The organism is Bradyrhizobium sp. USDA 3262, assembly GCF_054060035.1.
Map to the genome: position 1 here is coordinate 6918499 of NZ_JBSSCT010000001.1, position 23418 is coordinate 6941916.

20 protein-coding genes are annotated in these 23418 nt (G+C 65.8%); 6 read left to right on the top strand and 14 right to left on the bottom strand.

From position 1 onward, the window contains the following. Positions 1-26: 26 nt before the first annotated feature. Positions 27-593, bottom strand: a complete 567-nt coding sequence (locus ACVWYP_RS32770; RefSeq protein ID WP_026193022.1) for a DUF2147 domain-containing protein — start codon at positions 591-593, stop codon at positions 27-29. A 127-nt stretch (positions 594-720) separates the two neighbouring features. Further along, positions 721-1749 carry an NAD(P)/FAD-dependent oxidoreductase gene (locus tag ACVWYP_RS32775; RefSeq protein WP_304496173.1) on the bottom strand — a complete coding sequence of 343 codons (1029 nt, stop codon included), beginning with the start codon at positions 1747-1749 and terminating at the stop codon, positions 721-723. A 164-nt stretch (positions 1750-1913) separates the two neighbouring features. Between ACVWYP_RS32775 and ACVWYP_RS32780 the strand changes: the two genes are divergently transcribed. Then, positions 1914-2375: an acyl-CoA thioesterase gene (locus ACVWYP_RS32780; protein ID WP_038380717.1), complete on the top strand. Its 462-nt coding sequence runs from the start codon at positions 1914-1916 to the stop codon at positions 2373-2375. Between the two features lie 7 nt (positions 2376-2382). On the opposite strand, the gene ACVWYP_RS32785 is transcribed toward ACVWYP_RS32780, so the two are convergent. Together ACVWYP_RS32785 and ACVWYP_RS32790 are read right to left on the bottom strand one after the other, a co-directional pair. Beyond that, positions 2383-2703, bottom strand: coding sequence for a 2Fe-2S iron-sulfur cluster-binding protein (locus ACVWYP_RS32785; RefSeq protein ID WP_018272592.1), 321 nt, complete (start codon positions 2701-2703; stop codon positions 2383-2385). A 161-nt stretch (positions 2704-2864) separates the two neighbouring features. Then, positions 2865-3242 carry an Hpt domain-containing protein gene (locus ACVWYP_RS32790; RefSeq protein ID WP_304496174.1) on the bottom strand — a complete coding sequence of 126 codons (378 nt, stop codon included), beginning with the start codon at positions 3240-3242 and terminating at the stop codon, positions 2865-2867. 382 nt (positions 3243-3624) lie between these two features. On the opposite strand from ACVWYP_RS32790, the gene ACVWYP_RS32795 reads away from it, so the two are divergent. Next, a complete protein-coding gene (locus ACVWYP_RS32795) occupies positions 3625-9645 on the top strand; it encodes an apolipoprotein A-IV repeat region-like domain-containing protein (protein WP_304496175.1) in 6021 nt (2006 codons plus the stop codon). Positions 9646-9913: 268 nt separating this feature from the next. Here the strand turns inward: ACVWYP_RS32795 and ACVWYP_RS32800 are convergent, their stop codons facing one another. The 3 genes from ACVWYP_RS32800 to ACVWYP_RS32810 form a co-directional block, all read right to left on the bottom strand. Then, positions 9914-10783 (bottom strand): MlaD family protein, encoded by an 870-nt coding sequence (locus ACVWYP_RS32800; protein ID WP_028341638.1) that lies wholly within the window; start codon positions 10781-10783, stop codon positions 9914-9916. 119 nt (positions 10784-10902) lie between these two features. Then, a complete protein-coding gene (locus tag ACVWYP_RS32805; RefSeq protein ID WP_168855021.1) occupies positions 10903-11673 on the bottom strand; it encodes an ABC transporter ATP-binding protein in 771 nt (256 codons plus the stop codon). Positions 11674-11675: 2 nt separating this feature from the next. Continuing rightward, positions 11676-12809: an MlaE family ABC transporter permease gene (locus ACVWYP_RS32810; RefSeq protein ID WP_018272597.1), complete on the bottom strand. Its 1134-nt coding sequence runs from the start codon at positions 12807-12809 to the stop codon at positions 11676-11678. 141 nt (positions 12810-12950) lie between these two features. Here ACVWYP_RS32810 and dgcA point away from each other — a divergent pair, with 141 nt between their 5' ends. Next, complete coding sequence (dgcA, locus tag ACVWYP_RS32815) at positions 12951-13952, top strand: N-acetyl-D-Glu racemase DgcA (RefSeq protein ID WP_304496176.1); 1002 nt, start codon at positions 12951-12953, stop codon at positions 13950-13952. A gap of 25 nt (positions 13953-13977) precedes the next feature. On the opposite strand, the gene ACVWYP_RS32820 is transcribed toward dgcA, so the two are convergent. Beyond that, the gene (locus ACVWYP_RS32820) at positions 13978-15180 is read right to left on the bottom strand and encodes an MFS transporter (protein ID WP_304496177.1); all 1203 of its coding nucleotides are present in this window, start codon (positions 15178-15180) and stop codon (positions 13978-13980) included. A 75-nt stretch (positions 15181-15255) separates the two neighbouring features. Here ACVWYP_RS32820 and ACVWYP_RS32825 point away from each other — a divergent pair, with 75 nt between their 5' ends. Continuing rightward, the gene (locus ACVWYP_RS32825; protein WP_453945938.1) at positions 15256-16533 is read left to right on the top strand and encodes a hypothetical protein; all 1278 of its coding nucleotides are present in this window, start codon (positions 15256-15258) and stop codon (positions 16531-16533) included. A 139-nt stretch (positions 16534-16672) separates the two neighbouring features. Here ACVWYP_RS32825 and ACVWYP_RS32830 read toward each other — a convergent pair whose 3' ends face one another. From ACVWYP_RS32830 to thiD, 4 genes are all read right to left on the bottom strand, one after another. Further along, entirely contained in the window at positions 16673-17662 is a 990-nt protein-coding gene (locus tag ACVWYP_RS32830; RefSeq protein WP_304496178.1) for a threonine/serine dehydratase, read from the bottom strand. Positions 17663-17718: 56 nt separating this feature from the next. Next, the gene (locus ACVWYP_RS32835; RefSeq protein ID WP_453945936.1) at positions 17719-18810 is read right to left on the bottom strand and encodes a glycosyltransferase family 4 protein; all 1092 of its coding nucleotides are present in this window, start codon (positions 18808-18810) and stop codon (positions 17719-17721) included. Beyond that, positions 18807-19619: a UDP-2,3-diacylglucosamine diphosphatase gene (locus ACVWYP_RS32840; protein ID WP_304496179.1), complete on the bottom strand. Its 813-nt coding sequence runs from the start codon at positions 19617-19619 to the stop codon at positions 18807-18809. The genes ACVWYP_RS32835 and ACVWYP_RS32840 overlap by 4 nt, the downstream gene beginning before the upstream one ends. A gap of 301 nt (positions 19620-19920) precedes the next feature. Further along, on the bottom strand, positions 19921-20718 hold the full coding sequence (gene thiD / locus ACVWYP_RS32845; protein ID WP_304496180.1) for a bifunctional hydroxymethylpyrimidine kinase/phosphomethylpyrimidine kinase: 798 nt from the start codon (positions 20716-20718) through the stop codon (positions 19921-19923). A 203-nt stretch (positions 20719-20921) separates the two neighbouring features. Here thiD and ACVWYP_RS32850 point away from each other — a divergent pair, with 203 nt between their 5' ends. After that, a complete protein-coding gene (locus tag ACVWYP_RS32850) occupies positions 20922-21167 on the top strand; it encodes an Lrp/AsnC ligand binding domain-containing protein (RefSeq protein ID WP_016845986.1) in 246 nt (81 codons plus the stop codon). A 112-nt stretch (positions 21168-21279) separates the two neighbouring features. Here the strand turns inward: ACVWYP_RS32850 and ACVWYP_RS32855 are convergent, their stop codons facing one another. Beyond that, a complete protein-coding gene (locus ACVWYP_RS32855) occupies positions 21280-22221 on the bottom strand; it encodes a c-type cytochrome (protein ID WP_453945934.1) in 942 nt (313 codons plus the stop codon). 165 nt (positions 22222-22386) lie between these two features. Here ACVWYP_RS32855 and ACVWYP_RS32860 point away from each other — a divergent pair, with 165 nt between their 5' ends. Next, complete coding sequence (locus ACVWYP_RS32860) at positions 22387-22809, top strand: CHRD domain-containing protein (RefSeq protein WP_018272606.1); 423 nt, start codon at positions 22387-22389, stop codon at positions 22807-22809. 139 nt (positions 22810-22948) lie between these two features. On the opposite strand, the gene ACVWYP_RS32865 is transcribed toward ACVWYP_RS32860, so the two are convergent. Further along, on the bottom strand, positions 22949-23395 hold the full coding sequence (locus ACVWYP_RS32865; protein WP_304496181.1) for a c-type cytochrome: 447 nt from the start codon (positions 23393-23395) through the stop codon (positions 22949-22951). Positions 23396-23418: the final 23 nt, after the last annotated feature.

The window sequence follows — 23418 nt, forward strand, 5'->3', positions numbered from 1 at the left end:
ATCGGAGCGTTAGCGAGAGAGAAGTGTTAGTGCCGCTTCGTCGCGGGCACCGGCGCCGCCGGCTTCGCCACCGCGGCTTGCGCCGGCAGATATTTGGCGACGATCGCGGGATCGAGCTGGGCCACCGCGGTGTCAGGCAGCCGGGTCCAGACCTCATCCTTGCCGAACAGCGAGATGCCGAGAAAGCCGCGCATCGTCAGCGTCTGACCATCGGCGCTCAACGTCATCTTGGCCTTGTAGACCTTGCCGTTGCGCGGATCGAGCACGTTGCCGCCTTCATAAGCGAGCCCGTTGCGCTTCATGTCGCGGATGAGGGGAATGCCGAGCCACGGCATGTCCTTGCGATCGTCGGTGCATTTCGAGCAGACCGGATTGGGCGGATCGCCGGGCGATGAAAACATCTTTGCGATCATGCCTTCGAACAGACCATTGCGCTCGATCACCAGGAACCAGCCCTCGGGCTTGCCGTCTTCGACCTTTTGCCACAGGCCGGCCGCCGACGGGTCGGCCGCCGAGGCCGCAAGCGGAGCAGCTAGCGCAAAGGCCGTGGCGATCGCGAGGATCAGCCGAAGTCTGGATAGCGTGTTCCGCATCATCATCACCTGATCGATCGACCAACTCGAGTACAAGCAGACTATGGCCATTTCACGGAGTGTTCCAGTACCCGCGCCGCGCAGCAAATGGCCCATGCCTCTGGCATTGGTCTCTGCTCGAGTGGAATCAGTGCACCCCAAGCTTCTTCTGCAGACTCGATGACGAGGTTGTGTACTGGAACACCAGCCGCTTGTCCGGATACACGTAGCGGTGCGCCTTCTGCGCCATCAACGCACCCTCGTGGAAGCCGGAGAGAATGAGCTTGAGCTTGCCCGGATAGGTGTTGATGTCGCCGATCGCGAAGATGCCGGACACGTTGGTCTCGAACGCCGCGGTGTCGACCGGCACCAGATTGTTCTCCAGCGCCACGCCCCAGTTCGCGACCGGACCGAGCTTCATGGTGAGCCCGAAGAACGGCAGCATCGTATCGCAGGCGATCGTCGAGACCGCATTGTCGTTACCCTTGAGCGCGGCGCCCGAGAGCTGGCCGTTGGCGCCCTCGAGCCCCGTGACCTGGCCGATCTTCAGATCCATCTTGCCGTCGGCAACGAGCGCACGCATCTGCTCGACGCTGTGCGGCGCCGCGCGGAAATCGTCACGCCGGTGCAGCAGCGTGATGCGCTGGGCGATCGGATGCAGGTTGAGCGTCCAGTCGAGCGCGGAGTCGCCGCCCCCGACGATCAGGATGTTCCTGTCGCGGAATTGCTCCATCTTGCGCACGGCATAGAACACCGACGTGCCTTCATAGGCCTCGATGCCCGGCACCGGCGGACGCTTCGGCTGGAACGAGCCGCCACCGGCCGAGATCACCACGACCTTGCACTCGAACTCCTTGCCGGCATCGGTCTTCACGCGGAACAATGGATCGCCGATCTTCTCGATGCTCTCCACCATCTCGTTGAGATGGAAGGTCGGATTGAACGGCTTGATCTGCTCCATCAACTGCTCGGTGAGGCCCTGGCCGGTGACGAAGGGAATTCCGGGAATGTCGTAGATCGGTTTCTCGGGATAGAGCTCGGCACACTGCCCGCCGATCTTGTCGAGGATGTCGACCAGATGCACCTTCATGTCGAGCAGGCCCAGTTCGAACACGGCGAACAGTCCGCAAGGGCCCGCGCCAATAATCAGCACATCGGTCTTGATCGCTTCGCTCATGTCCGCTTCTTTTCAGTTGAAATCGACTGGACGGCTTTTTCGCCTGTCCAGCCAAGTGGGCCGGATCGCGACATGCATAATAGGGACAGCGGCTGGCGCGGCAACCCCTTGCCGAGCCTGCGCAACTCGGCTGTATGGGCGGGAAACCGACGGAGATCCCCCTCGTGAATGCCCCTGTCCGTGCTGACGATGCGCCGCGCCTGGAAGACTTTCCCTATCGCCTGTCCGACAATGTGCGCTTTGCCGATCTCGACCCCAACGGGCACGTCAACAACGCCGTCTATGCGAGCTATTTTGAAACCGGCCGCGTCACGCTGGTGAAGGACCGCAGCATGGGGCTGATGCCGGCGGGGCTCGGCTGGATCATGGTGCGCCTCGACATCCATTTCCGCGCCGAGCTGCACTGGCCGGGTCAGATCGAGCTCGGGCTCGGTCTCGTCAAGTTTGGACGCACATCGACCACCTTCGACCAGGTGGTGTTTTCGGAAGGCAGATGCGTGGCGTCGGCGAAGGCGGTCACGGTGATGATCGATGAGGCCACGCGCAGGCCGACGCCGCTGCCGGCGGAGGTCAAGCAGAACTTCCGCCGCTGGATCCGTCGCGGTGTGAATCCGGACGGCGAATGAAAGAATCTTAGGCCTGCCGCTCCGGCGTCGACACGACCAGTCCGTCGAGATCGTCGGTTACCTTGATCTGGCAGGACAGCCGCGAATTCGGACGCACGTCGAAGCCAAAATCCAGCATGTCCTCTTCCATCGGCGACGGCGCGCCGACCTTCTCGCGCCAGGCTTCATCGACATAGACATGGCAGGTCGCACAGGCGCAGGCGCCGCCGCATTCGGCTTCAATGCCGGGAATGGCGTTGCGGATCGCACCTTCCATCACCGTCGCGCCGTTCTCGATCTCAACTGTGCGTTTCTCGCCGGAATGGTCGATAAAGTGGATTTTGGCCATGATTGCTCGTGCTGCCGGAATGCGCCGGACGATGGATGGAAAGGTCCCGGGCAGTCGTATAACGGGTCGATCCGCACAGCGCTAGCGCGGAGACCGAAAACCTGCCCGCCGGTTGGGAAGCCGCCCAAGCTGCCGCGGCGCGCCGCCGAGACGCCGGACGCCTAGGAGCGGCCCAGGATCAGCTCGATCGCCGTGCGCGCCTCGGCAATCGCGGCGCCGAGCGCGGCAAGCGGCTGGGCCGCATCGGAACCGCCGGTCAGCGCGGTCTCCAGCTGGGCCGCAGCCTCGGCGACGCCGATGGCGCCGATTGCCCGCGCCGATCCTTTCAGGGTGTGGGCGTGGGTCGCCGCCTCGGGCGGCAAGGCGGCCAGTTCACCGAGGATCCGGGCCGACTGGGCCGCGAACATGGCCAGCACTTCCCGCTCGAGGCCCGGATCGCCCAGCGTCATGCGCTGAAGATGATCGACGTCGATCGGCCCGGCGCCGGGCGCCAGCGGCGGCGATTGCGTCCATTCGACCCGTTCGAGATGAAGCGGCATGGCCTGTCCCTGTCGTCTCCGCCGGGCCCTCGCCGGCGGATCGTTGGCCCAGCCAATCACGAAACTGGTTAACGGATTGTTGTCGGGATGATCGGCAAAACCGCCCGATTCTGGACAATTTCCGGACACAATCGACGCTCTACGGCCGGAATTTCGAGTACCCATAAGGCCTTATGGCGCAAAGCTGTTAACGATGATTTAAGAAAGTATTAATCGCAAGCATTTCATTCGCATCGCTCTCCCAATAGGATGTTTGCGGATGTAGCGGACAAGCCGCCCAGGGGGCCGCTTGCGCTCCGCTTGTGGGCACCGGCTTCGAGCTTGCGTGGGGACGATCGCAGGCTCGCCGACGCGTAAAATAGTGAGAGGGCTCAGACTGAACATGGCGAACACTCCCAAGAAGGTCAAAGATCCCACCGAAGTCGCGCTTTCTGCCATCCAGGAAGCCCTCAACATCAGCGAACAGGGCGCGGAGAATCGCAGCCCCCTCAACGAAGGCGCCGCGCCGCCGAACCTGCCGCCGTCCGCGGCCGATTTTTCAGCCGCATCGTTCGAGTCCCGTCCGAATAATACCGATCGTTCGGCGTTCGAGCCGATCGAAGAACCGCGCGCGCCGCGCCGCGCCGCCAACGACGATCGCGAAACCATCGGCCAGATGCTGCAGACGCTGCAGGGAGGACGCGCGCGCAACGCCTTCACGCTGTTCTTTGTCTGCTCCGGCGCCTGGCTGCTGGGCGGCGTGATTCTCACCATCGCGTTCTGGCCGGCCCTGCAGGCCTCGATGGCCCAGGGCACCGGCGTCCTGGTGCTCGCCGGCCTTGCCGCGCTGTTCGCCGTGCCGATCCTGCTGTTCTACTATCTCGCCAGCCTCGCCTCGCACGGTCAGCGCATGCAGATGATCGCGCAATCGATGGCGCAGGTCGCGATGCGATTCTCCGAGCCGGAAAACGCCGCCGCCGATTCCATGGTGACGGTCGGCCAGGCGATCCGCCGCGAGGTCGCGGCGATGGGCGACGGCGTCGAGCGCGCGATCGCGCGCGCCGGCGAACTCGAGACCCTCGTTGCCAACGAGGTCGCGGCGCTGGAACGCGCCTATTCCGACAACGAGGTGCGCATCCGCGCGCTGCTGCAGGACATCGCCCACCAGCGCGACAACCTGGTCGGCCAGGCCGAGCAGGTGCGCAGCGCGATCTCCGGCGTGCAGATCGACCTGCGCCACGACATCGCGCTGATCTCGGACGCGATCGCCTCGCGCGTCGACGAAGTCGCCAAGAGCATCACCGGCGCGCTGGAAGAGCGCGGCCAGCACATCACGACCGCGCTGAGCCATGCCGGCGACAACATGATCCTCGCGCTCGGCGAGCGCGGCGGCGACCTGCTCGACCGCCTCGAGGAAGCCAGCGCCGAGACCACGCGCGCGGTAATGGATGCCTCCGAGCGGCTGACCACCAGCCTCAACTTCAAGACCGGCCACGTCCATGACGAGTTCGTCGATCTGGCCGATCGCGTCCACGAGCTGCTGAACGAGCGCATCGACCGCATCACCGGCGAGTTCGAGCAGCGTTCGTCCGTCATCGTCGACGGCATCTCCGACCGCACCGAAGAGGTCCACGACTCCCTGAAGAACTCCGCGGACTCGCTGCTGCTCGAGCTCGAGCTGCGCAGCAACGACCTCGTCAGCAAGATCGACGACGCCGGCAACCGCCTCGCCGGCCAGATCCTGACGTCCGGCGACAAGGCGAGCGAGGCGCTCGACGTCACCGTCAACTCGCTGGTCGCCAAGGTGGTGGGCCAGACCGAGACCGCGCACGACTCGCTGTCGCTGCAGATGAGCGCGTTCGACGACCTGGTGAAAAACCATGGCAGCGAGCTCGCCGAGAAATTCGCCCGTGACTCCGGCACGCTCGGCGCGCTGATCACCCGCCACATCTCTGAATTCGACCGCACGGTGAAGACCTTCGGCGGCGACATCGTCGAGCGCATGGGCCAGCGGACCCAGGACATCGCCGACAGCCTGAAGACCTATGTCGACACCTTCGACCATCGCGTGACCACGAACAGCGGCGAGATCACCGCCTCGCTCGACCAGCGCCTGCTGCAGTTCGAGACCACGCTCGGCAGCCGCGTCACCAATCTCGACGCCTCGCTGACCGACAAGCTGTCGTCGTTCGACAGTTCGCTCGCCGGCAAGATCGGCTCGTTCGACGGCCGCCTGCAGTCGCTGGATGACGCGATCGACGGTCGCATAAAGTCCCTCGAGGTCACCTTCGAGAGCCGCGCCAAGTCGGTCACCGACACCATCGACGGCCATCTCGGCACGCTCGCGACCCAGCTGACCGACGGCGCCACCCAGGCGATCCAGTCGATCGACTCTCGGCTTGGCCTGCTCACCACCACCCTGACCGAAGGCACCGTGCAGGCGATCGCCGCGGTCGATCATCGCATCAACGGCGTTACCGAAACCATCGACGGCCACAGCGTCCGCCTGGTCGACACCCTCAACGGCCACAGCACCCGCCTCGCCGACACCATCAATGGTCACAGCGCCAACCTGACCGACACCATCTCGGCGCGCTTCGCCGACATCCAGCAGGGCATCGAGAGCCGCGTCGGCGTCATCGCCGGCGACATCGACACCCGCGTCGCGCAGTTCGAGGACCTGCTGGGCTCGCGCGTCGAGGCCGTCGCCGGCCGCATCGAGAGCAGCGGCCGCCAGGCGAGCGAGGACCTGATGTCCCGCGCCGAGCTGTTGTCGTCGAGCATCAAGTCCCACGTCGAGGACGCCGAGCGTTCGCTGACGAACCTCGTGGTCAACACCAGCGAAACCATCCAGACCGGCGCGCGCACCGCGCAGCAGGCGCTGCTCACCGTGTCCGCTGACGTCGGCAACCAGCTCAAGCTGAGCTCGGCCGAGGTCGAGAGCGTGCTGACCGCCGTCGGCACCAGCGCCGCCAACTCGATCCTCACCAGTGCCCGCGACGCCCAGGTGTCGCTGGTCTCGGCCTCCGGCGACGTCGCCTCGCAGATCAAGTCGCTGTCCGAGGATGTCGAACGCACGCTGCAGGCGGCCGGCAGCGCCACCGCAGCCTCCGTGCTGTCCGGCGCCCGCGACGCGCAGACCACGCTGGTCAGCGCCTCGGTCGAAGCCGCAAGCCAGGTCAAGTCGTTGGCCGCCGATGTCGAGCAGTCGCTGTCGATGTCCGGCTCCGCCGCCGCCGAAGCGATCATGACCGGTGCGCGCGAGGCCCAGACCACGCTGATCGCGACCTCGACCGACGTCACCGGCCAGGTCAAGTCGCTCGCCAGCGACGTCGAGCGTTCGCTCTCGATGGCCGGCACCGCGACCGCCGAAGCCGTCGTCGCCTCCGCTCGCGAGGCCCAGAGCACGCTTGCCGGTGCATCCACCGAAGCCGCCAACCTGGTCCGCACGCTCGCGGCCGACGTGCAGCACTCGCTCTCGACCGCCGGCACCGCCACCGCGGAATCCATCGTCGCCTCCGCTCGCGAGGCCCAGAGCACGCTCGCCGGCGCGTCGACCGACGCCACCAATCTGGTCCGGACACTGTCGGCCGACATCGAACGCTCGCTGTCGATGGCAGGCTCCGCCACCGCAGAAGCCGTCGTCGCCTCCGCCCGCGAGGCCCAGAGCACGCTCGCCGGCGCATCCACCGACGCCACCAACCTGGTCCGGACACTGTCGGCCGACATCGAGCGTTCGCTGTCGATGGCAGGCTCCGCCACCGCGGAAGCCGTCGTCGCCTCCGCCCGCGAGGCCCAGAGCACGCTGGCCGGCGCATCCACCGAGGCCACCGATCTGGTCCGCTCGCTGGCGGCCGACATGGAGCGTTCGCTGTCGATGGCAGGCTCCGCCACCGCGGAATCGATCACATCAGGCGCGCGTGAGGCCCAGAGCACGCTGGTCAACGCGTCGACCGACGCTGCGACCAAGGTGTCTGCGCTTGCCGCCGACATCCAGCGTGCGCTGTCGATGGCCGGCTCCGGCACCGTCGAGATGCTGACGGCCGGCGCCCGCGAGGCGCAGAACACCCTCGTCACCGCGTCGACGGAGGCAGCCAACCACGTCAAGTCGCTGGCCGTCGATGTCGAGCGCACCCTGACCTCGGTCGGCACCAACACCGCGCAGGCGATCCTCGGCAGTGCCCGCGATGCCCAAAGCTCGTTCGTGGCAACCTCCAGCGAGGCCGCAAGCCAGATCCGCGAGATCTCCGCCGAGATCGAGCGCTCGCTGACCACAGCCAGCGCGGAGACCGCGCAGACCATCCTGGGCAGCGCCCGCGAGGCCCAGGGCTCGTTTGCGGCGACCTCCGCCGATGCCGCCGCCCAGATCCGCACGCTCTCGACCGATATCGAGCGCGCGCTGGGTGCGGTCACGGCCAAGACCACCGACAACATCCAGACCTCGGCGCAGAACGCGCAGGCCGCGCTGATCACCATGTCCAACGAGGTCTCGACCAAGGTCAAGACGACCTCCGCCGACATCGAACGTTCGGTGCTGTCGGCCTCCAGCGCCTTCGGCTCGGCGATGACCGGCAAGACCGACGAGATCGTCACCTATGTGCAGCAGCAGACCGAGCGTCTGTCGCAGATGGTCGACGGCCGCCGCGGCTCGCTGGTCGAGGCGCTGACCGCCAAGACCACGCAGCTGTCGAGCGACATGGATCGCGCCACGGCGGACGCGCTGAAGGCGATCGAAACCCGCGGCCTCGCCTTCTCGCAGACGATGTCGGCCCACGGCAGCGATGTCGCGCGCAACATCACCACGGCCGGCGATCAGGCGACCGGCGCGGTGGCGAAATCGCTCAAGGAGCTCGAGCAGGCCTCGCGCGCGGCGATCGACCAGTCGCGCCAGGTCTCGATCTCGGCCGTCACGGAGATGCAGGAGACCAGCAAGATCCTGCGCACCGATACGGTCGCGCTGTTCGAGCGGCTGCGCGAAGGCAACATCCTCTTGCAGGAAGTGTTGACCGGCGCCCACGACAACCTCAATTCGCTGGAGCGCGCGCTGGTGACCCGCGTGGCCGACTTCGTGTCCGCCATGAACGACGTCACCTCGCGCAACGGCGTGGCAACCCAGACGCTGGAAGACCAGCTCACGGTGTTCAACAGCAAGACCGGCAAGGCGCTGGAAGATCTCGGCGCGCTGTCGAGCCAGTTCGAGACCCATGGCAAGGCGCTGATCGATGCGGCTGCCGTGGTCGAGCAGGCCAACCGCTCGACGACGGCCTCCGTCAGCGAGCGCAAGTCGGCGCTGGAAGCGCTGGTCACGACCATCGACCTGCGCACCACCGATCTCGACCAGCGGCTGTCGCGCTTCACCGGGCTGCTCGATGAATCGCTCGGAGCGGCCGAGGAACGCGCCCGCGACATCGCCCGCGTGGTGGCGGAGACCGCAGGCGCCGGTTCGGCTGCGATCAGCAGGCAGTTCGAGGCGGTGCGCCAGGCAGCCGAGAACGAGCGTCAGCAGACCGTCGACGCCATGAACGACCTCTACCAGCAGAGCAATGCCGAGACCGATGCGATGTTCAAGGAATCGACGGAGAAGTTCTCCGCGATGGTCACGGCGATGAAGCAGATGGCGAGCGAGATGCACAACGAGCTCGAGTCCACCCGCAACGAGCTGCGCCGTGGCGTGCTCGAAATGCCGCAGGAGGCCGCCGAGAACACCGCCCAGATGCGCAAGGTGATCGTCGACCAGATCGAGGCGCTGGCCGAGCTGAACCGCATCGTCGCTCATCACGGCCGCGGACTCGACGTGGTCAGCACCAACCGCGCCAGCATTCGCCAGGAGGAGCCGGTGATGGCTGCCGCCGGCGGCCGCGGCGATGTGCGCATGCGGGACAACGGCAACAGCGCCTCGACGCTGCCGCCGCCGGATCTCGGCATGGCGAGCTCGCGCCGCACCGAGGCCCCGCCGGTCAGCCCGGCAGGCCCCAACAACAACGGCGACGGCTGGCTGTCCGACCTGCTCAACCGCAGCGACGCGCCGCCGCCCGCCCCGCAGAGCCGCGACGCGCAGCAGCGCCCGCGTCCGCAGCAGCAGCCGGTCAATCCGCTGGAGTCGCTGTCGCTCGACATCGGCCGGCTGATGGACCGCACGCTTGCGGCCGAGATGTGGGATCGCTACCAGCGCGGCGAGAACAAGGCGTTCTCCAAGCGCCTCTACACGCCGGCCGGCCAGAAGGCCTTCGATGAGGTGGCCCGCAAGTACCGCTCCGACCGCGGCTTCAAGCAGACGGTCGACCGCTACATCGCGGAGTTCGAGCGCCTGCTCGACGAAGTCGCCCGCGACGGCCGCGGCCAGCAGGAGCTGAGCAGCCACCTCACCTCGGAGACCGGGCTGGTCTACACCCTGCTCGCGCACGCCGCGGGACGGCTGGGATAAGTCGGCGAATAGCGAGTAGCGAATAGCAAATGGAAACGGAGGCCGAAGGGCCTCCGTTTTATTTTGGGGCGACGCCGCAGAGTCTCGCTGTGGCACCGGCGTGCCAGTACTCACCGGCGTCATTGCGAGGAGCGTAAGCGACGAAGCAATCCATCGCGCCGAGCATGCGGAACGATGGATTGCTTCGCTTCGCTCGCAATGACGGGTCTGGCAGAGAAGGAAGGCTATTGGCTATTGGCTATCCGCCACGCACCATTCGCCCGTCACGTCATTGCCGCCGCCGCGGCCCGGGCGCGGTGGCCGGAGCCGGCGCGGGCTCGGGTGCGGCGTTGTTGCTGCCGCCGAAGATCACCCGGCTCGGGTTGCGGTCGAAATTGTTCACCGCGCGGCTGATGTCGGACAGCGTCCTGCGGCCGTCGTTGATCAGGAGATTGGAGCGCTTGTCGAGATCCTCGGCGAGCTCGCGGATCGACTTCACCATCAGGTTCAGCTCGCTGCCATTGTTGCCGCCCGCGATCGCATTGAGGCCCAGCATCAGGCTGTCGGCCTTGCCCATCACGCCGTCGACCTTGAGCATGACGTTGTCGATCTTCTCGGAATTGCGCGCCAGCGCCTGGGTGAAGACCTCGAGATTCTTCAGCGAATTCTTCACCGACTGCTGATTGTCGGCGACGATGCGGTTGACGTTTTGCAGCGTGGCGCGGATCGCCTCGGTGACGTCCTGCAGCGCATTCGGGTCGGCGGTCAGCACCGGGATGCCGTCCTCGTCCAGCGGCACCGGCGGGGCGGCCTCCTCGCCGCCCTTGAGCGAAATCGCGGCGACGCCGGTGAGACCCTGGAACTCGAGACCGACCAGGGTGTCCTTGCGGAGCGGTGCGTTGTTCTCGATCATCGCCAGCGCGACCACGCGGCGCGGGTTGTCGAGCTTCACCGAGACCACTTCCCCTATCCGAATACCGTTAAAATTGACATTGCCGCCATTGCGCAGGCCTGACGCCGGCCCTTCGAAGATCACCCGCAAGGGGCTGCGCTGCTTGGTGGTGTGGAGGCTCTGGAACCACAGCACGAAGCCGAACGCGGCGGCGATCACCGCCAGCGTGAAAGCCCCGATCAAGACGTAGTTCGCCCGCGTTTCCATCAATTACTCGCGTTGATCACTCTTGGGCCCTTGCGCAGCCGGCTGCGCTCAAACCCGTCGAATTCCCTGTTGGCGCATGATTTCGTCCGAAAATCGGCTCCAGGTTTCGGGATCATGGGCTAGGCCACAACGGCACGGGCGCGCTTGCCGTTGAAATATTGCTGCAGCCATGGATGCTGCGATGCCTTCATGTCGGCGATCGATCCTGCAGCAATGATCTTACCGTTCCCTAAAACGGCGATACGGTCGCACGCGGTGTAAAGACTGTCGAGATCGTGCGTTACCATGAAAACGGTCAGCCCCAAAGTGCGCTGCAGGGTGCGCACCAGCTCGTCAAACTCGCCGGCGCCGATCGGATCGAGACCCGAGGTCGGCTCGTCGAGAAACACGAGCTCGGGATCGAGCGCGAGTGCGCGCGCCAGCGCGACGCGCTTGATCATGCCGCCCGACAATTCCGACGGATAACGATCGGCGACTTCCGGCTTCAGCCCGACCATCACGAGTTTCGCCACCATGATCTCGTCGAGCAGCCGCTGCGAGACGCGCAGATATTCGCGCGCCGGAAACTGGATGTTCTGGCGCACCGTCAGCGAGGAGAACAGCGCGCCCTGCTGGAACAGGATGCCCCAGCGGCGCTCGACGGCACGGCGCTGCGATGAGCTCGCGGCGTCGAGATCGACACCGAACACCTCGATGCGGCCGGCGACTTTCGGCACGAGCCCGATGATGGTGCGCGTCAGCACCGACTTGCCGGCGCCCGAGGGCCCGACGAAGCCGAGGATCTCGCCGCGCCTGACGTCGAGGTTGAGGCCGTCGAGCACCCGCGTGTTGCCGAATTGAACGGTAATGTCGCGGACCCGGATGATGGCGTCGTTGTCCTCTTCCGCCATGATCACATCCCGATCGAGGCGAAGAAGATCGCGAACACGCCGTCCATCACGATCACGAAGAAGATCCCTTTCACCACCGATGCGGTGGTGTGCTGTCCGAGCGACTCCGCCGAGCCCTGCACCGCCAGGCCTTCGACGCAAGCGACGATACCGATCACCGCCGCCATGACCGGCGCCTTGACCATGCCGACGATGAAATGGTCGATCGATATGGCATCACGAAGGCGGAGCAGGAAGGCCTCCGGATCGACGCCGCCATAGAGCCAGGCCACCAGGCCGCCGCCATAGAGCGCGGCCATCGCGCCGAGAAAGGCCAGGATCGGCAGCGCCAGCACCAGCGCCAGCATGCGCGGCAGGATCAGGACCTCGATCGGATCGAAACCCATGGTACGCAGCGCGTCGATCTCCTCGCGCATCTTCATCGAGCCGAGCTCGGCGGTATAGGCCGAGCCGGAACGGCCCGCGACCATGATCGCGACCAGCAGCACGCCGATCTCGCGCAGCACCAAGACGCCCAGCATGTCGACGACGAAGATGTCGGCGCCGAACCTGCGGAAATGGAAGATGCCCTGCTGCGAGATGATGCAGCCGATCAGGAAGGTGATCAGCACCACGATCGGCACCGCGCGCCAGCACACCTGCTCGAGGTGATGCACCGTCGAGGTCAGGCGGAAGCTGCGCGGATGGATCAGCACCTTGCCCGCGGCCACCAGCACCGCGCCGAGCATGTCGACGAGACCGATGATCGTGCCGCCGATCCCGGCCACGGTGCGCCCGATCTGCTCGAGCATGCCTGATATCGACAACGGGTCGCTGACGACCCTGGGCGCGGGACCGACGCGGCGGACCTCGTCGACCAGGCTGGAATAGTTGGCCGACAGGCCCGCGATCTCGGCTTCCGCGCCGGCGTCGCTGAGGCTACGGCGCAGCCGCTCGATCAGCCAGGCGCCAAAGGTGTCGAGGCTCGCGACCTGCGACACGTCGATGAAGATGTGCGGCCGGCTGCCGCGCAGCTTCTCCGCGTCGGAGACGATACGCTCGAGCGCAGGGGCAAAGCGGGCGGTCCAGTTGCCCGCCGCACACAACGCCAGTCCTTCGCCTTGGGCTATCCGCTCCAGTGTCGGGTCGCCGCTCACCTTTTGCCTACCCCTCAAGCCGGCTGGCTGCCGCTAACGCTGATCTCCGGCGCTGCCGGATCGGCTTGTCGAATCTGCCGCTAAACAGCCATAGTTGGCTGCGCGTCGCAAGCTACGGTTCAGGAAATAGTAGACTTTAAAATGACTTCCACCCCATCCGGAGCAATTTCCCTGACCAGTCGGATCGAGCGCTGGCCGATCGCGGGGACCTTCACGATCAGCCGCGGCGCCAAGACCGAGGCCATCGTCGTGGTCGCCGAGGCAAGCCAGGGCGGCCTCATTGGCCGCGGCGAATGCGTACCCTACCCGCGCTATGGCGAAACGCCCGAGGCGACGCTGCAGGCGATCCAGGCGATGCAGGCGCCACTCGCCGGCGGCATGGACCGCATCGCCTTGCAGGCCCGGATGCCTGCCGGCGCCGCCCGCAATGCGCTGGATTGCGCGCTGGCGGACCTTGAGGCCAAACGCGCCGGCAAACGGATCTGGAACCTGCTCGGCCGGCCCGCGCCGGAGCCGCGCACCACCGCCTATACGATCTCGCTCGGGACATCAGAGGCGATGGCGGAGGCCACCGCGAAGGCTGCGCATCGTCAGTTGCTCAAGATCAAGCTCGGCGGCGATGGCGACGGCGCACGGATCGCCGCCGTGCGCAAAGCGGCGCCTCGATCCGAATTGATCGTCGACGCCAACGAAGCCTGGACCGAGGACAACCTCGCCGCCAATCTCGCGGCCTGCGCCGATGCCGGCGTCACCCTGATCGAGCAGCCGCTGCCGGCGGGCAAGGACGAGGCGCTGGCGCGGATCAGGCGCCCGGTTGCGGTCTGCGCCGACGAGAGCGTGCACGACCGCGCCTCGCTTGCCGGCCTGCGCGGCCGCTATGACGCCGTCAACATCAAGCTCGACAAGACCGGCGGCCTGACCGAAGCACTGGCGATGGCGGATGCCGCCCGTGCGCTCGGCTTCGAGATCATGATCGGCTGCATGGTCGCGACCTCGCTCGCGATGGCACCGGCGATGCTGATCGCGCAAGCCGCACGCTTCGTCGATCTCGACGGCCCGCTGCTGCTGGCGAAGGACCGCGACCACGGCCTGCGCTACGAGGGCAGCCTGGTCTATCCGCCCGACGCCGGGCTCTGGGGCTAATCGGCTCTCTTGTTGACGCGTTTTCCTAGCGCGAACCGGTCCCCACTTCGCTTGAAAACGCTATGAAGCGCTTGCGCGCCAGCCACATCACGAGCCCGCCCGTGGCCGCCATTGCGGCCATCATGTCGTAGACGCCGAGCCCGAAGCGCGCATAGACCATGCCGCTGACGATCGCCGTGGTGCTCGCGACAATGCCGCCGCAGGCGGTGAGATAGCCTTGCGCGCGCGCCATCACGTGAACCGGCACGTGATGCACCATCAGGCCCATGATGCCGACCTGCGTCAGGCCGAAGCTCAGCCCGTGTCCGAGCTGCACAACTGCAAGCACCGCAAGCGGCGGGTCCTGCGCGGTGATCGCCCAGCGCGCCGCGGCACTGGACGCCGCGATTATCACCATCACAGCCGACGGCAGCGTGAAGCGCGGCGAGGCCGCAAACAGCACGATCTCGGCGATCACGCCGAGCACCCAGAGACAAGCGATCGTCAGGCCGCTGAAGCCGGCCTGCTGCCAGGCAATCGATGCGAAGATGTAGTAGGCGCCGTGGCTGCCCTGGATCAGCGCCGAGGATACGATGATGGCGAGGAAGGTGGGATTGCGCAGCAGTTTTGGCGCGCCGGCCGCAGGTGTGACGGCAGCCACTGGACGGCCCAGCGGCCGCAGCGTCAGCCCGACCAGCGCGCCGAGCATCGTCACGGCCGTGACGATCCAGATCAGGTCGACCTCCGCGACATAGCGGAGCAGGAAGCCGCTCACCAGCGCGCAGACCGCGAAGGCGGCCGAGCCCCAGAGCCGCAGCGGTCCGTAGTTGAGGCCGAATTGCCTGACGCCGCGCAGCGCATAGGCGTCGGTGAGCGGCACCATCGGCGTCCAGACGCAGCAGGTCAGCGCATAGATCGCCAGCAGCACGAACGGCTGGTGCTGGGTGCCGATCACGGCAAAGCCGAACGCCGTGGCGAATCCGGTGGCGATGATCGCGCCGCGCAGCATCTGGCGCCGTTCCGCCGCCGCGGTGACCAGCGGCAGCACGGTGAAGCGCGTCACCGGCGGCACCGCGGTGATGATGCCGATCCAGGTGGCGTCGATGCCGATCGCCTTCAGCCACACCGTGAAAAACGGCAGGTGAACCCCGGTCATGCCGAACAGCGTGGCGTAGAATGCCGCGAGTCGGTTCGCGAATCGCCGCGATGCAACCTTTGCTGCGATGGGGATTTGTGATTCGGAAGACATCAATTCAATTGCGATTCGCGCGATATCGTGGTGATCGTTAGCGTAACGCGCAGTGATTTGCGCGGAGAGATTGTGATGGCCGAAGAAGCATTCGCCCTGTCGCCGATATCCGCCCGCGCGGCCCTGCCGAGCGAGGAGGACTATGCCGCGATCAGCGCGGCTTTCATGGAGACTTCGCGGGGCCGCTGGTTCCTCGGCGAATACGCCAAGCGCAACCGCAACGCCGATACCCGCATGGTGCTCGATGCCGTGGCGCGGATCGAGGAAAGCCTCAGCGCGCAGCGGCAAGCCGCCGCAGCGGCGATCAGGGACGAGCAGCTGGCGCAGGCGCTGGCCGCCCTGCGCGGCGCAATCGAGGCCGCCCAGGCCTCGGCCATCGCCGCGCTCGACGGCATCAGCTTCGAGCAGAGCCTCGCGCCGGTGCGCAAGGGCGTGCGGGTGATCAGGGAGATCTCCTGGCGGCTGCGCGAGATCGGCAATGACGGCCGGATCTGCGACATCATCGATTCGCAGGTCAGCGCGATCGAGGCCGGTGCCGCCGAGGTCTCGATGGACGATGCCAAGGCCGTGCTGGATGCCGGCTTCGCTGCGCTGGCACGCCGCCTGAGCGAATTCGATCCGGATAAGGCGGCGACGCCTGCGGCCGAGCCTGATGTGGCCGAGGCGCCGGTTGCGGAGCCGCCGGCAGCGGCCCCCGCGTCGCCACCGGTGGCCGAAAGTGCAGCCCCCGATATGGCCGCTACGCCGCCAGCGCCACCTCAGGAGGCCGCTGCGACGCCGAACGTCGAAGCCGCGATTCCCGCCGCCGTGCCCGGCACTGCGGCCGTGATGCCGCAGCCGAGCGAGGCCTGGATCAAGGCTGAAGCGGCGCTGGCCGAAGCCGAGGCCGCAGAACTCGCCCGCGTCACCGACGATGCGGCGGCCGACGCCCATGACGAGGCGGTGCTTGACCTCATCGCGATGGAGATGGGTGCGCCCGATCCGATCGACGAGGAGGCGATCGCGGAGGAAATGCGCGCCGCCGAGGAGATGCGTGTCGCCGAGGCGATGGCCGCCGAGCCGGAAATGGTTGCGCCGGCCATTCAGCCTGAGCCTGCACCGGCGCCCGCGCCGAAGGTCGAGGTCAAGATGGAGCCGCCACCGCGAGCGGCAGCGGCGATTGCCGAGACTCTGGTGATGCCGCCACCTCTCCCGCCCGCCGTTGAGCCTGCCCCTGCTCCCGCAGCAGAGATCTCACTCGGCTCGACGATCATCGCCAGCGGTCTTCTGAAAAGGCCAAGCGTCGCGGCCAACGATCCACTCGCGCCGATCCGCCGCATGAGCCAAGCCGAGAAGATCGCGTTCTTCTCGTAATCTCGACTGTTCATGTCCTGTCATTGCCGGGCTTGACCCGCGCATGACGACTGGCGCGCGAAGCATTCATGTTCAATGGACCGCACGCGCAACGTGAACCAGCTCATGTACCGCGGCAGCATCTGTGCCTAACCCGGTGTCAGGCAACGAGTTTCGCGAACAGGTCGGCGTCGACATTGCCGCCCGAGAGCACGATGACGACGTTCTTGCCCTTGGTATCGATCCGCCCGGCAAGCAGCGCGGCGAGCCCGACTGCGCCGCCGGGCTCGACCACGAGCTTCAGCTCGCGATAGGCAAAGGCAACGGCGGCGCCGACTTCGTCATCGGTGGCGTTGACACCGTTCGCGAGCAGCTTGCTGTTGATGGCGAAGGTCAGCTCGCCCGGCATCATCGCCATCAGCGCATCGCAGATGGTGCGCGCTGCGACCGGATGCGCCTCGCGATGTCCGACCTTGAGCGACAGGGCGTGATCGTCATAGCCAGCGGGCTCGGCGACGATCACCTGGGCCTGCGGATATTTCGCCTTCACCGCCGTTGCGACACCGGCGATCAATCCGCCGCCTGAAGCCGGCGCGACCACGATGTCGGGCGTCAGTCCGAGCGCAGCCATGTCCTCGGCGATCTCGCGGCCGGCGGTGCCCTGGCCCGCGATCACGAAGGGATCGTCGTAGGGGCGCACCAAGGTCGCGCCGCGCTTGCCGGCGATGCCGTTGGCGATCGCCTCGCGGTCGTCGCGATCGCGGTCGTAGAGCACGACTTCGGCGCCATAGGATTTGGTGCGCTCGCGCTTGGTGATCGGCGAGTCCGCAGGCATCACGATGGTCGCCTGCATGTTGAGGATCTTGGCCGCCGCGGCGACGCCCTGGGCGTGGTTGCCCGAGGAGAACGCGACGACGCCGCCGCTCCGCTTGTCCTGCGGGATCGAGGCGAGCTTGTTGAAGGCGCCGCGAAACTTGAACGATCCGGTCCGCTGCAGCATTTCGGGCTTGAGGAAGACCTGGCTGCCGACGCGTTCGTTGAGAACGGGAAAGGTCAGGAGCGGCGTGCGCACCGCGAACGGCGCGACCACCCTTGCGGCGGCATCGATGTCCGCGGCAGCGACGGGTGGATTGAGAACGGTGTCCGTCATTCGCGATTTGTATCGCGGCGACGGGCTGGCGGGCAAGACGCTTTAGCGTGACCCAACTAGCGTGAGTTCGGCTGAGGTGTCGGCAGGACGGCGAAATGGTGCTCTTCGGCACCAAATTCGAACGCCTCCCCCTCGCCATCCGGCGGCGCAGGACGGACGTTCATGCAACGGTCGATGAACACCCGGGCCGACGCCTGCCAGGTGTGGAGCGCAGCAAAATCGACGCAGGCCTGCCGCGAGATGCTGAGCGCTTCCAGGCAGGCATGGCGCAAATCCTCGTCAAGCACACCGACCGGCGCCGCGCCGATCACGTCGCGGGGACCGGTGACCGGAAAAGCGGCAACCGGCAGGCCGCTCGCCAACGCTTCAAGCAGCACCAGACCGAACGTATCGGTCCGGCTCGGGAAAACGAACACATCGGCCGCGGCATAGATCTCAGCCAATTCTTCTCCATGGCGGGCACCGAGGAACACGGCGTCCGGATATTTCCGCTCCAGCGCCGCCCGCGCCGGGCCGTCGCCGACCACGACCTTGGTTCCCGGCAAATCGAGATCGAGGAAGGCCTCCAGATTCTTTTCCACGGCCACCCGGCCGACGCTGAGATAGACCGGCTGCGGCAGGCAGAGATCGACGTCGCGCGGATGGAACAGCGCGGTATCGACGCCGCGCGACCACAGCACCACGTTGCGGAAGCCGCGCTGACGCAACTCGGCCGCCAGCGCCGGGGTCGCCGCCATCACCGCCCGGCTCGGCCTGTGGAACCAGCGCAGCGCCCGCCACACCCAGGCCTCCGGGACAGGCGTCCGCGCCGAGACGTATTCGGGGAAGCGGGTATGGAAGCTCGTCGTGAACGGCAGGCCGCGCTTGCGGCAATAGCGGCGCACTGCAAGCCCGATCGGGCCCTCGGTCGCGATATGAATGCTGTCGGGCCTCGCCGCCTCGATCAGACTTGCGACCTTGGCCCGGTAGGGCAGCGCCAGCCGGAGATCGCGATAGCTCGGCATCGCGAAGGTGCGGAACTCGTCCGGCGTCAGGAAGCTCACCTCGACGCCGAGCGATTTCGCCGCCTGTGCCATCATGGTCAGCGTGCGGACAACCCCGTTGACCTGGGGATGCCACGCATCGGTCGCGACCAGGATATGCGTCATGCAGCGCGTGCCGTCACTCGCGGAACCGGCGCGATCCGGCGCACCGGGTCGGTCCAGGTGATGATCTCGAAATGGCCGTCCTCGTGCTCGGCGAGCGCGGTGCAACTCTCAACCCAGTCGCCGCAATTCATGTAGCGGATGCCGTGCTCGTCATGAATCGTCGCGTAGTGGATGTGGCCGCAGATCACGCCGTCGCAGCCGTGGCGCCGCGCCTCGCCGGCAAGCGTCGCCTCGAACGCGCCAATATAGTTCACCGCCTTCTTGACCTTCAGCTTGGCCCATTGCGACAGCGACCAGTACGGCACGCCGAACATCTTGCGGAAGAAGTTGACGAAGCGATTCATCTGGATCGCGAAGTCGTAGGCCTTGTCGCCGAGATGGGCGAGCCAGCGCGCGTTCTGCACCACGAGATCGAAAATGTCGCCGTGGATCACGAGGTAGCGCTTGCCGTCGGCGCCGGTGTGAACGGTGTTCTCCACCACGTCGATGCCGCCGAAATGCGTGCCGTAATATTTGCGCAGGAACTCGTCGTGGTTGCCCGGGACGTAGACCACCTTGGCGCCCTTGCGCGCCTTGCGCAGCATCTTCTGCACGAAATCGTTATGGGTCTGCGGCCAGTACCAGTTCGACTTCAGCGCCCAGCCGTCGACGATATCACCAACGAGGTAGATCGTGTCGGCATCGTGAGAGCGGAGGAAGTCCAGCAGGCGGTCGGCTTGCGAACCGCGGGCTCCGAGATGGACATCGGAGATAAACAAAGTGCGAAAGTGCCGCTCGGGACTTTCTTCACTCAAGGAGTCACTTCCCATGCCTGTGCACCTAACAGATTCCTGTGACAAGGCGATGACGATCCCCGCGACCCAAGGCCCCACAAACAGTTAACGAGAATCAGCAGCACGCCCCTGCCCTGCGGATAACAGCAGCGTGCGACAATCTGGCGACATCGGCGGTCGCGGCTGTGGGGAAGAGGCGTTGTGTTGCCTGCATATCGTGGCGGAACGACGCGCGCGGTGCGTAGCCCGGATGAAGCGCAGCGCAATCCGGGGAGCTTCCGCGGATCATCCGTTCCCGGATTTCGCTACGCTTCATCCGGGCTACAAGTCACGGCAATCAGTAATACTTGTGAAAGTGATGCACCGGCCCGTGGCCGTGGCCGACGGCAAAACGATCGGCAGCGGCGATTGCTTCGGTGATCCAGGCCTTGGCGTTGCGCACGGAGGTCTCCATGCTCTCGCCCTTCGCGAGCCCTGCTGCGATTGCCGAGGACAGCGAGCAGCCGGTGCCATGCGTATTGGCGGTCGCAATCCGCGGCGCGGCCAGCGCGATGCTGCGCTCGGCATCGATTAGATAGTCGATGCTGTCGGCGCCGTGGCCGTGGCCGCCCTTGACCAGCACCGCGCGACATCCCATCGCCAGCAATCGCTTGCCTTGTCGCTCGACGTCGGCTTCGCTCTCGGCGACCGGCTCGTTGAGCAGCGCCGTCGCTTCCGGCAGGTTCGGCGTGATCAGCGAGGCCAGCGGAAACAGCAGGGTCTTCAGCGCATCGACCGCCTCGGCGGCAAGCAGCCGATCGCCCGAGGTTGCGACCATCACCGGATCGAGCACGACATGGCGCGGCGCCCAGCGCCTCAGCCCATCGGCGATCGCCGCGATCGTCTCGGCCTGCGCCACCATCCCGATCTTGACCGCGCCGACCTCGAGGTCGGAGAACACCGCATCGATCTGGGCGGTGACGAATGAAGCGGGCACCGGATGGATGCCGCTGACCCCCTTGGTGTTCTGCGTGGTCAGCGCCGTGATCGCGGAGGCGCCATAGACCCCGAGCGCGGCAAAGCTCTTGAGGTCGGCCTGGATGCCCGCCCCGCCCGAGGAGTCCGAGCCGGCAATGGTGAGCGCGACCGGCGTCATCGTGCAGCACCGGCGGTTGATACGAATGCGACCATCGCGAACAAGACCATGGCCTGTCCTAGCCCGGCCGCGGATCGACGGCAAGTTCGCCTGACTTTACCGCGGGTTGGCCTTGCCTTGACGCTGCCTTGCCCCTTCTTGTCCCCTTGCCTTGGCCGCCCGTTTTTGGCCTATAGTCGCGGAAATCCCCGGAGACGACTTTGATGGTTCCTTTCTTCGTCCAGATCAAATGCAAGCTCGGCCAGTCCTACACCGTAGCCAACGCGCTGGCGGAGGCCGAGATTGCGTCCGAGATCTATTCCACCGCGGGCAACTACGACCTCCTGGTCAAGTTCTACGTCGACCACGACACCGACATCGGCCATTTCATCAACGAGAAGGTTCAGGTGATCCCGGGCATCCAGGACACGCTCACCATCATCACCTTCAAGGCGTTCGGCGCGAAGTAGATCGCGCCCACGACAGCATGATGAGATTGGGTCGAGCTTGAACGGCGTCGAAAGTTCACCTCTCCCTTGGGAGAGGTGAACCGAAACCGCGGCGAGCCGGTTCAAGCAAAACTCATCCCGCTGACTCCTTCTCCTTCTCCTTCTTCACCGGCTTCGGCGGTCCCTCGACCGGCGGCAGCGACTTGATGTATTCGGCGATCGCGTCGCGGTCGGACGACGAGAGTTGCGAGGTGTTGCGGATCACGCGCACCATGGACCCGCCCGCGCTATCACCGTCCGGCGTCTGGCCGCTCTCGAGGAAATAGGCGATATCCTTCACACTCCAGTCCGAGATCCCCCTCGGCGTGATGTTGGGCACCCAGCCTTCGCCCTCCGGATTCGGACCACCGGCAAAGCGCTGCGCGGTGACGATGCCGCCGAGCACATTGCGCGGGCTGTGGCACTCGGCGCAATGGCCGAAGCTGTTGACGAGATAGGCGCCGCGATACCAATGCGCGGAGCGGCTTGCATCCGCGATGAACGGCTTGCCGTTCATGAACAGCAATTTCCAGACGCCGACATTGCGCCTGATGTTGAACGGAAACGGCAAATCGTGGTCGCGCACCTTGCCGGCGACCGGCGGCAAGGTCTTCAGATAGGCGAACAGGTCGCGCACATCGCTGACTTTGGCGTGCTGATAGGACGGGTACGGAAACGCCGGGAAATAGTGCGTGCCCGATGGCGAGGTGCCCTTCATGACCGCGGTGACGAAATCGGCCTCGCTCCAGCGGCCGATGCCGTCGTTCGGGTCGGGCGAGATGTTCGGCGCATAGAAGGTGCCGAACGGCGAGGTGATCGCGAGCCCGCCGCCGAGCCTCGTGCGGTCGTCCTGCTTCGGCACGGCATGGCAGGAGGAACATCCTCCGGCATTGAACGTTGTGAGGCCGTTGGCCAGGTCAGGCTGATAGGCTGGCAGCGCGCCGGCGGCAACGGTCGCGGGGATCGTCAGCCACCAGAACACGCCAACGCCGATTACGCCGGCCAGAATCGCCAGGAGGAAAATTCGTCGCAGCATTCACCGATCCGTCATTGGTCGCGTCAGTTCATGGACCAGTATGATGGCAACCAGTCGGACAAGCTCGCATCAAATTTGCCGCACCCACGATCATTTGGGGAATAAATCCGAAAAGCTGCTGTTTGAAGATTGCAACCATCCTGTGACGTCAAAGGGGAGAGAACCATGTCGAACAAGACCTTGCTTGCCACGCTGACGCTCGGCGCCGCCATCGCCCTCGCCGGTCCGGCCTTTGCCGAGAAGTTCACGGCGAAGCTGGATAGCAAGAGCGAAGTGCCGCCGAATACCAGCGCCGGCACCGGCACCGCCGACATCGACTACGATGCCGCCAGCAAGAAGTTGAGCTGGAAGCTGACCTATTCCGGCCTCTCGGGCCCGGTCACCGCCGCGCATTTCCACGGCCCCGCCGAGGCCGGCAAGAATTCCGGTGTCGCAGTCGCGATCCCGAACGCGACGTCGAGCCCGGTCGAAGGCAGCGCAACGCTGACCGACGCGCAGGCCGCCGATCTCCTCGCCGGCAAGTACTATGTCAACGTTCACACCGCGGCCAACCCGGGCGGCGAAATCCGCGGCCAGGTGACGAAATAACAAGTGACGAAGTAATCCGTCATCAAGCAATCCCGACCAAGCAATCGTCGCATACGCGCTCCAACAAGAAACGGCCGACACAAGAAAGGGCGGACGCCGCAAAGCGTCCGCCCTTTTCATTTCATTGACCGAACGGCGATCAGCCCTTCTTGAGGCGATAGGTCTCGTGGCAGCCGCCGCACTGCTTGAACAGCGGCGGCATTTCCGCCTTCAGCGTGTCGAGGTCCTTGACCTTGCCTTTCGTATCGGCGACGGCCTTGGCGTAGCTCGCAATGTGCTGCTCGAAGCCCGCCTTGTCTTCCCAGACCTTCGGCGCGGGGGAATAGTCGCCATCCGGCTTGAGGCCCTTGCTGCTGTCCGGGAACAGAGTCGGCAGCTTCTTGGCAGTGTCTTCGAACTTCACCAGCGCGGCATCGACCGCTGCCTGATCGTAGGGCTTCTCGCCCTTGATCATCGCCGCTATCGCGCCCGCATTCTTGCCGGTTTCCTTCATCTGGGCCTGGGTCTGCTTGACCTGATTCTGGTCGGCCACCACCGCCCCTGCACTCAACGCAAGCATCGCTGCGACGACGACAATCCGCTTCATCGGCAAAACCCCTCAATTCCGCT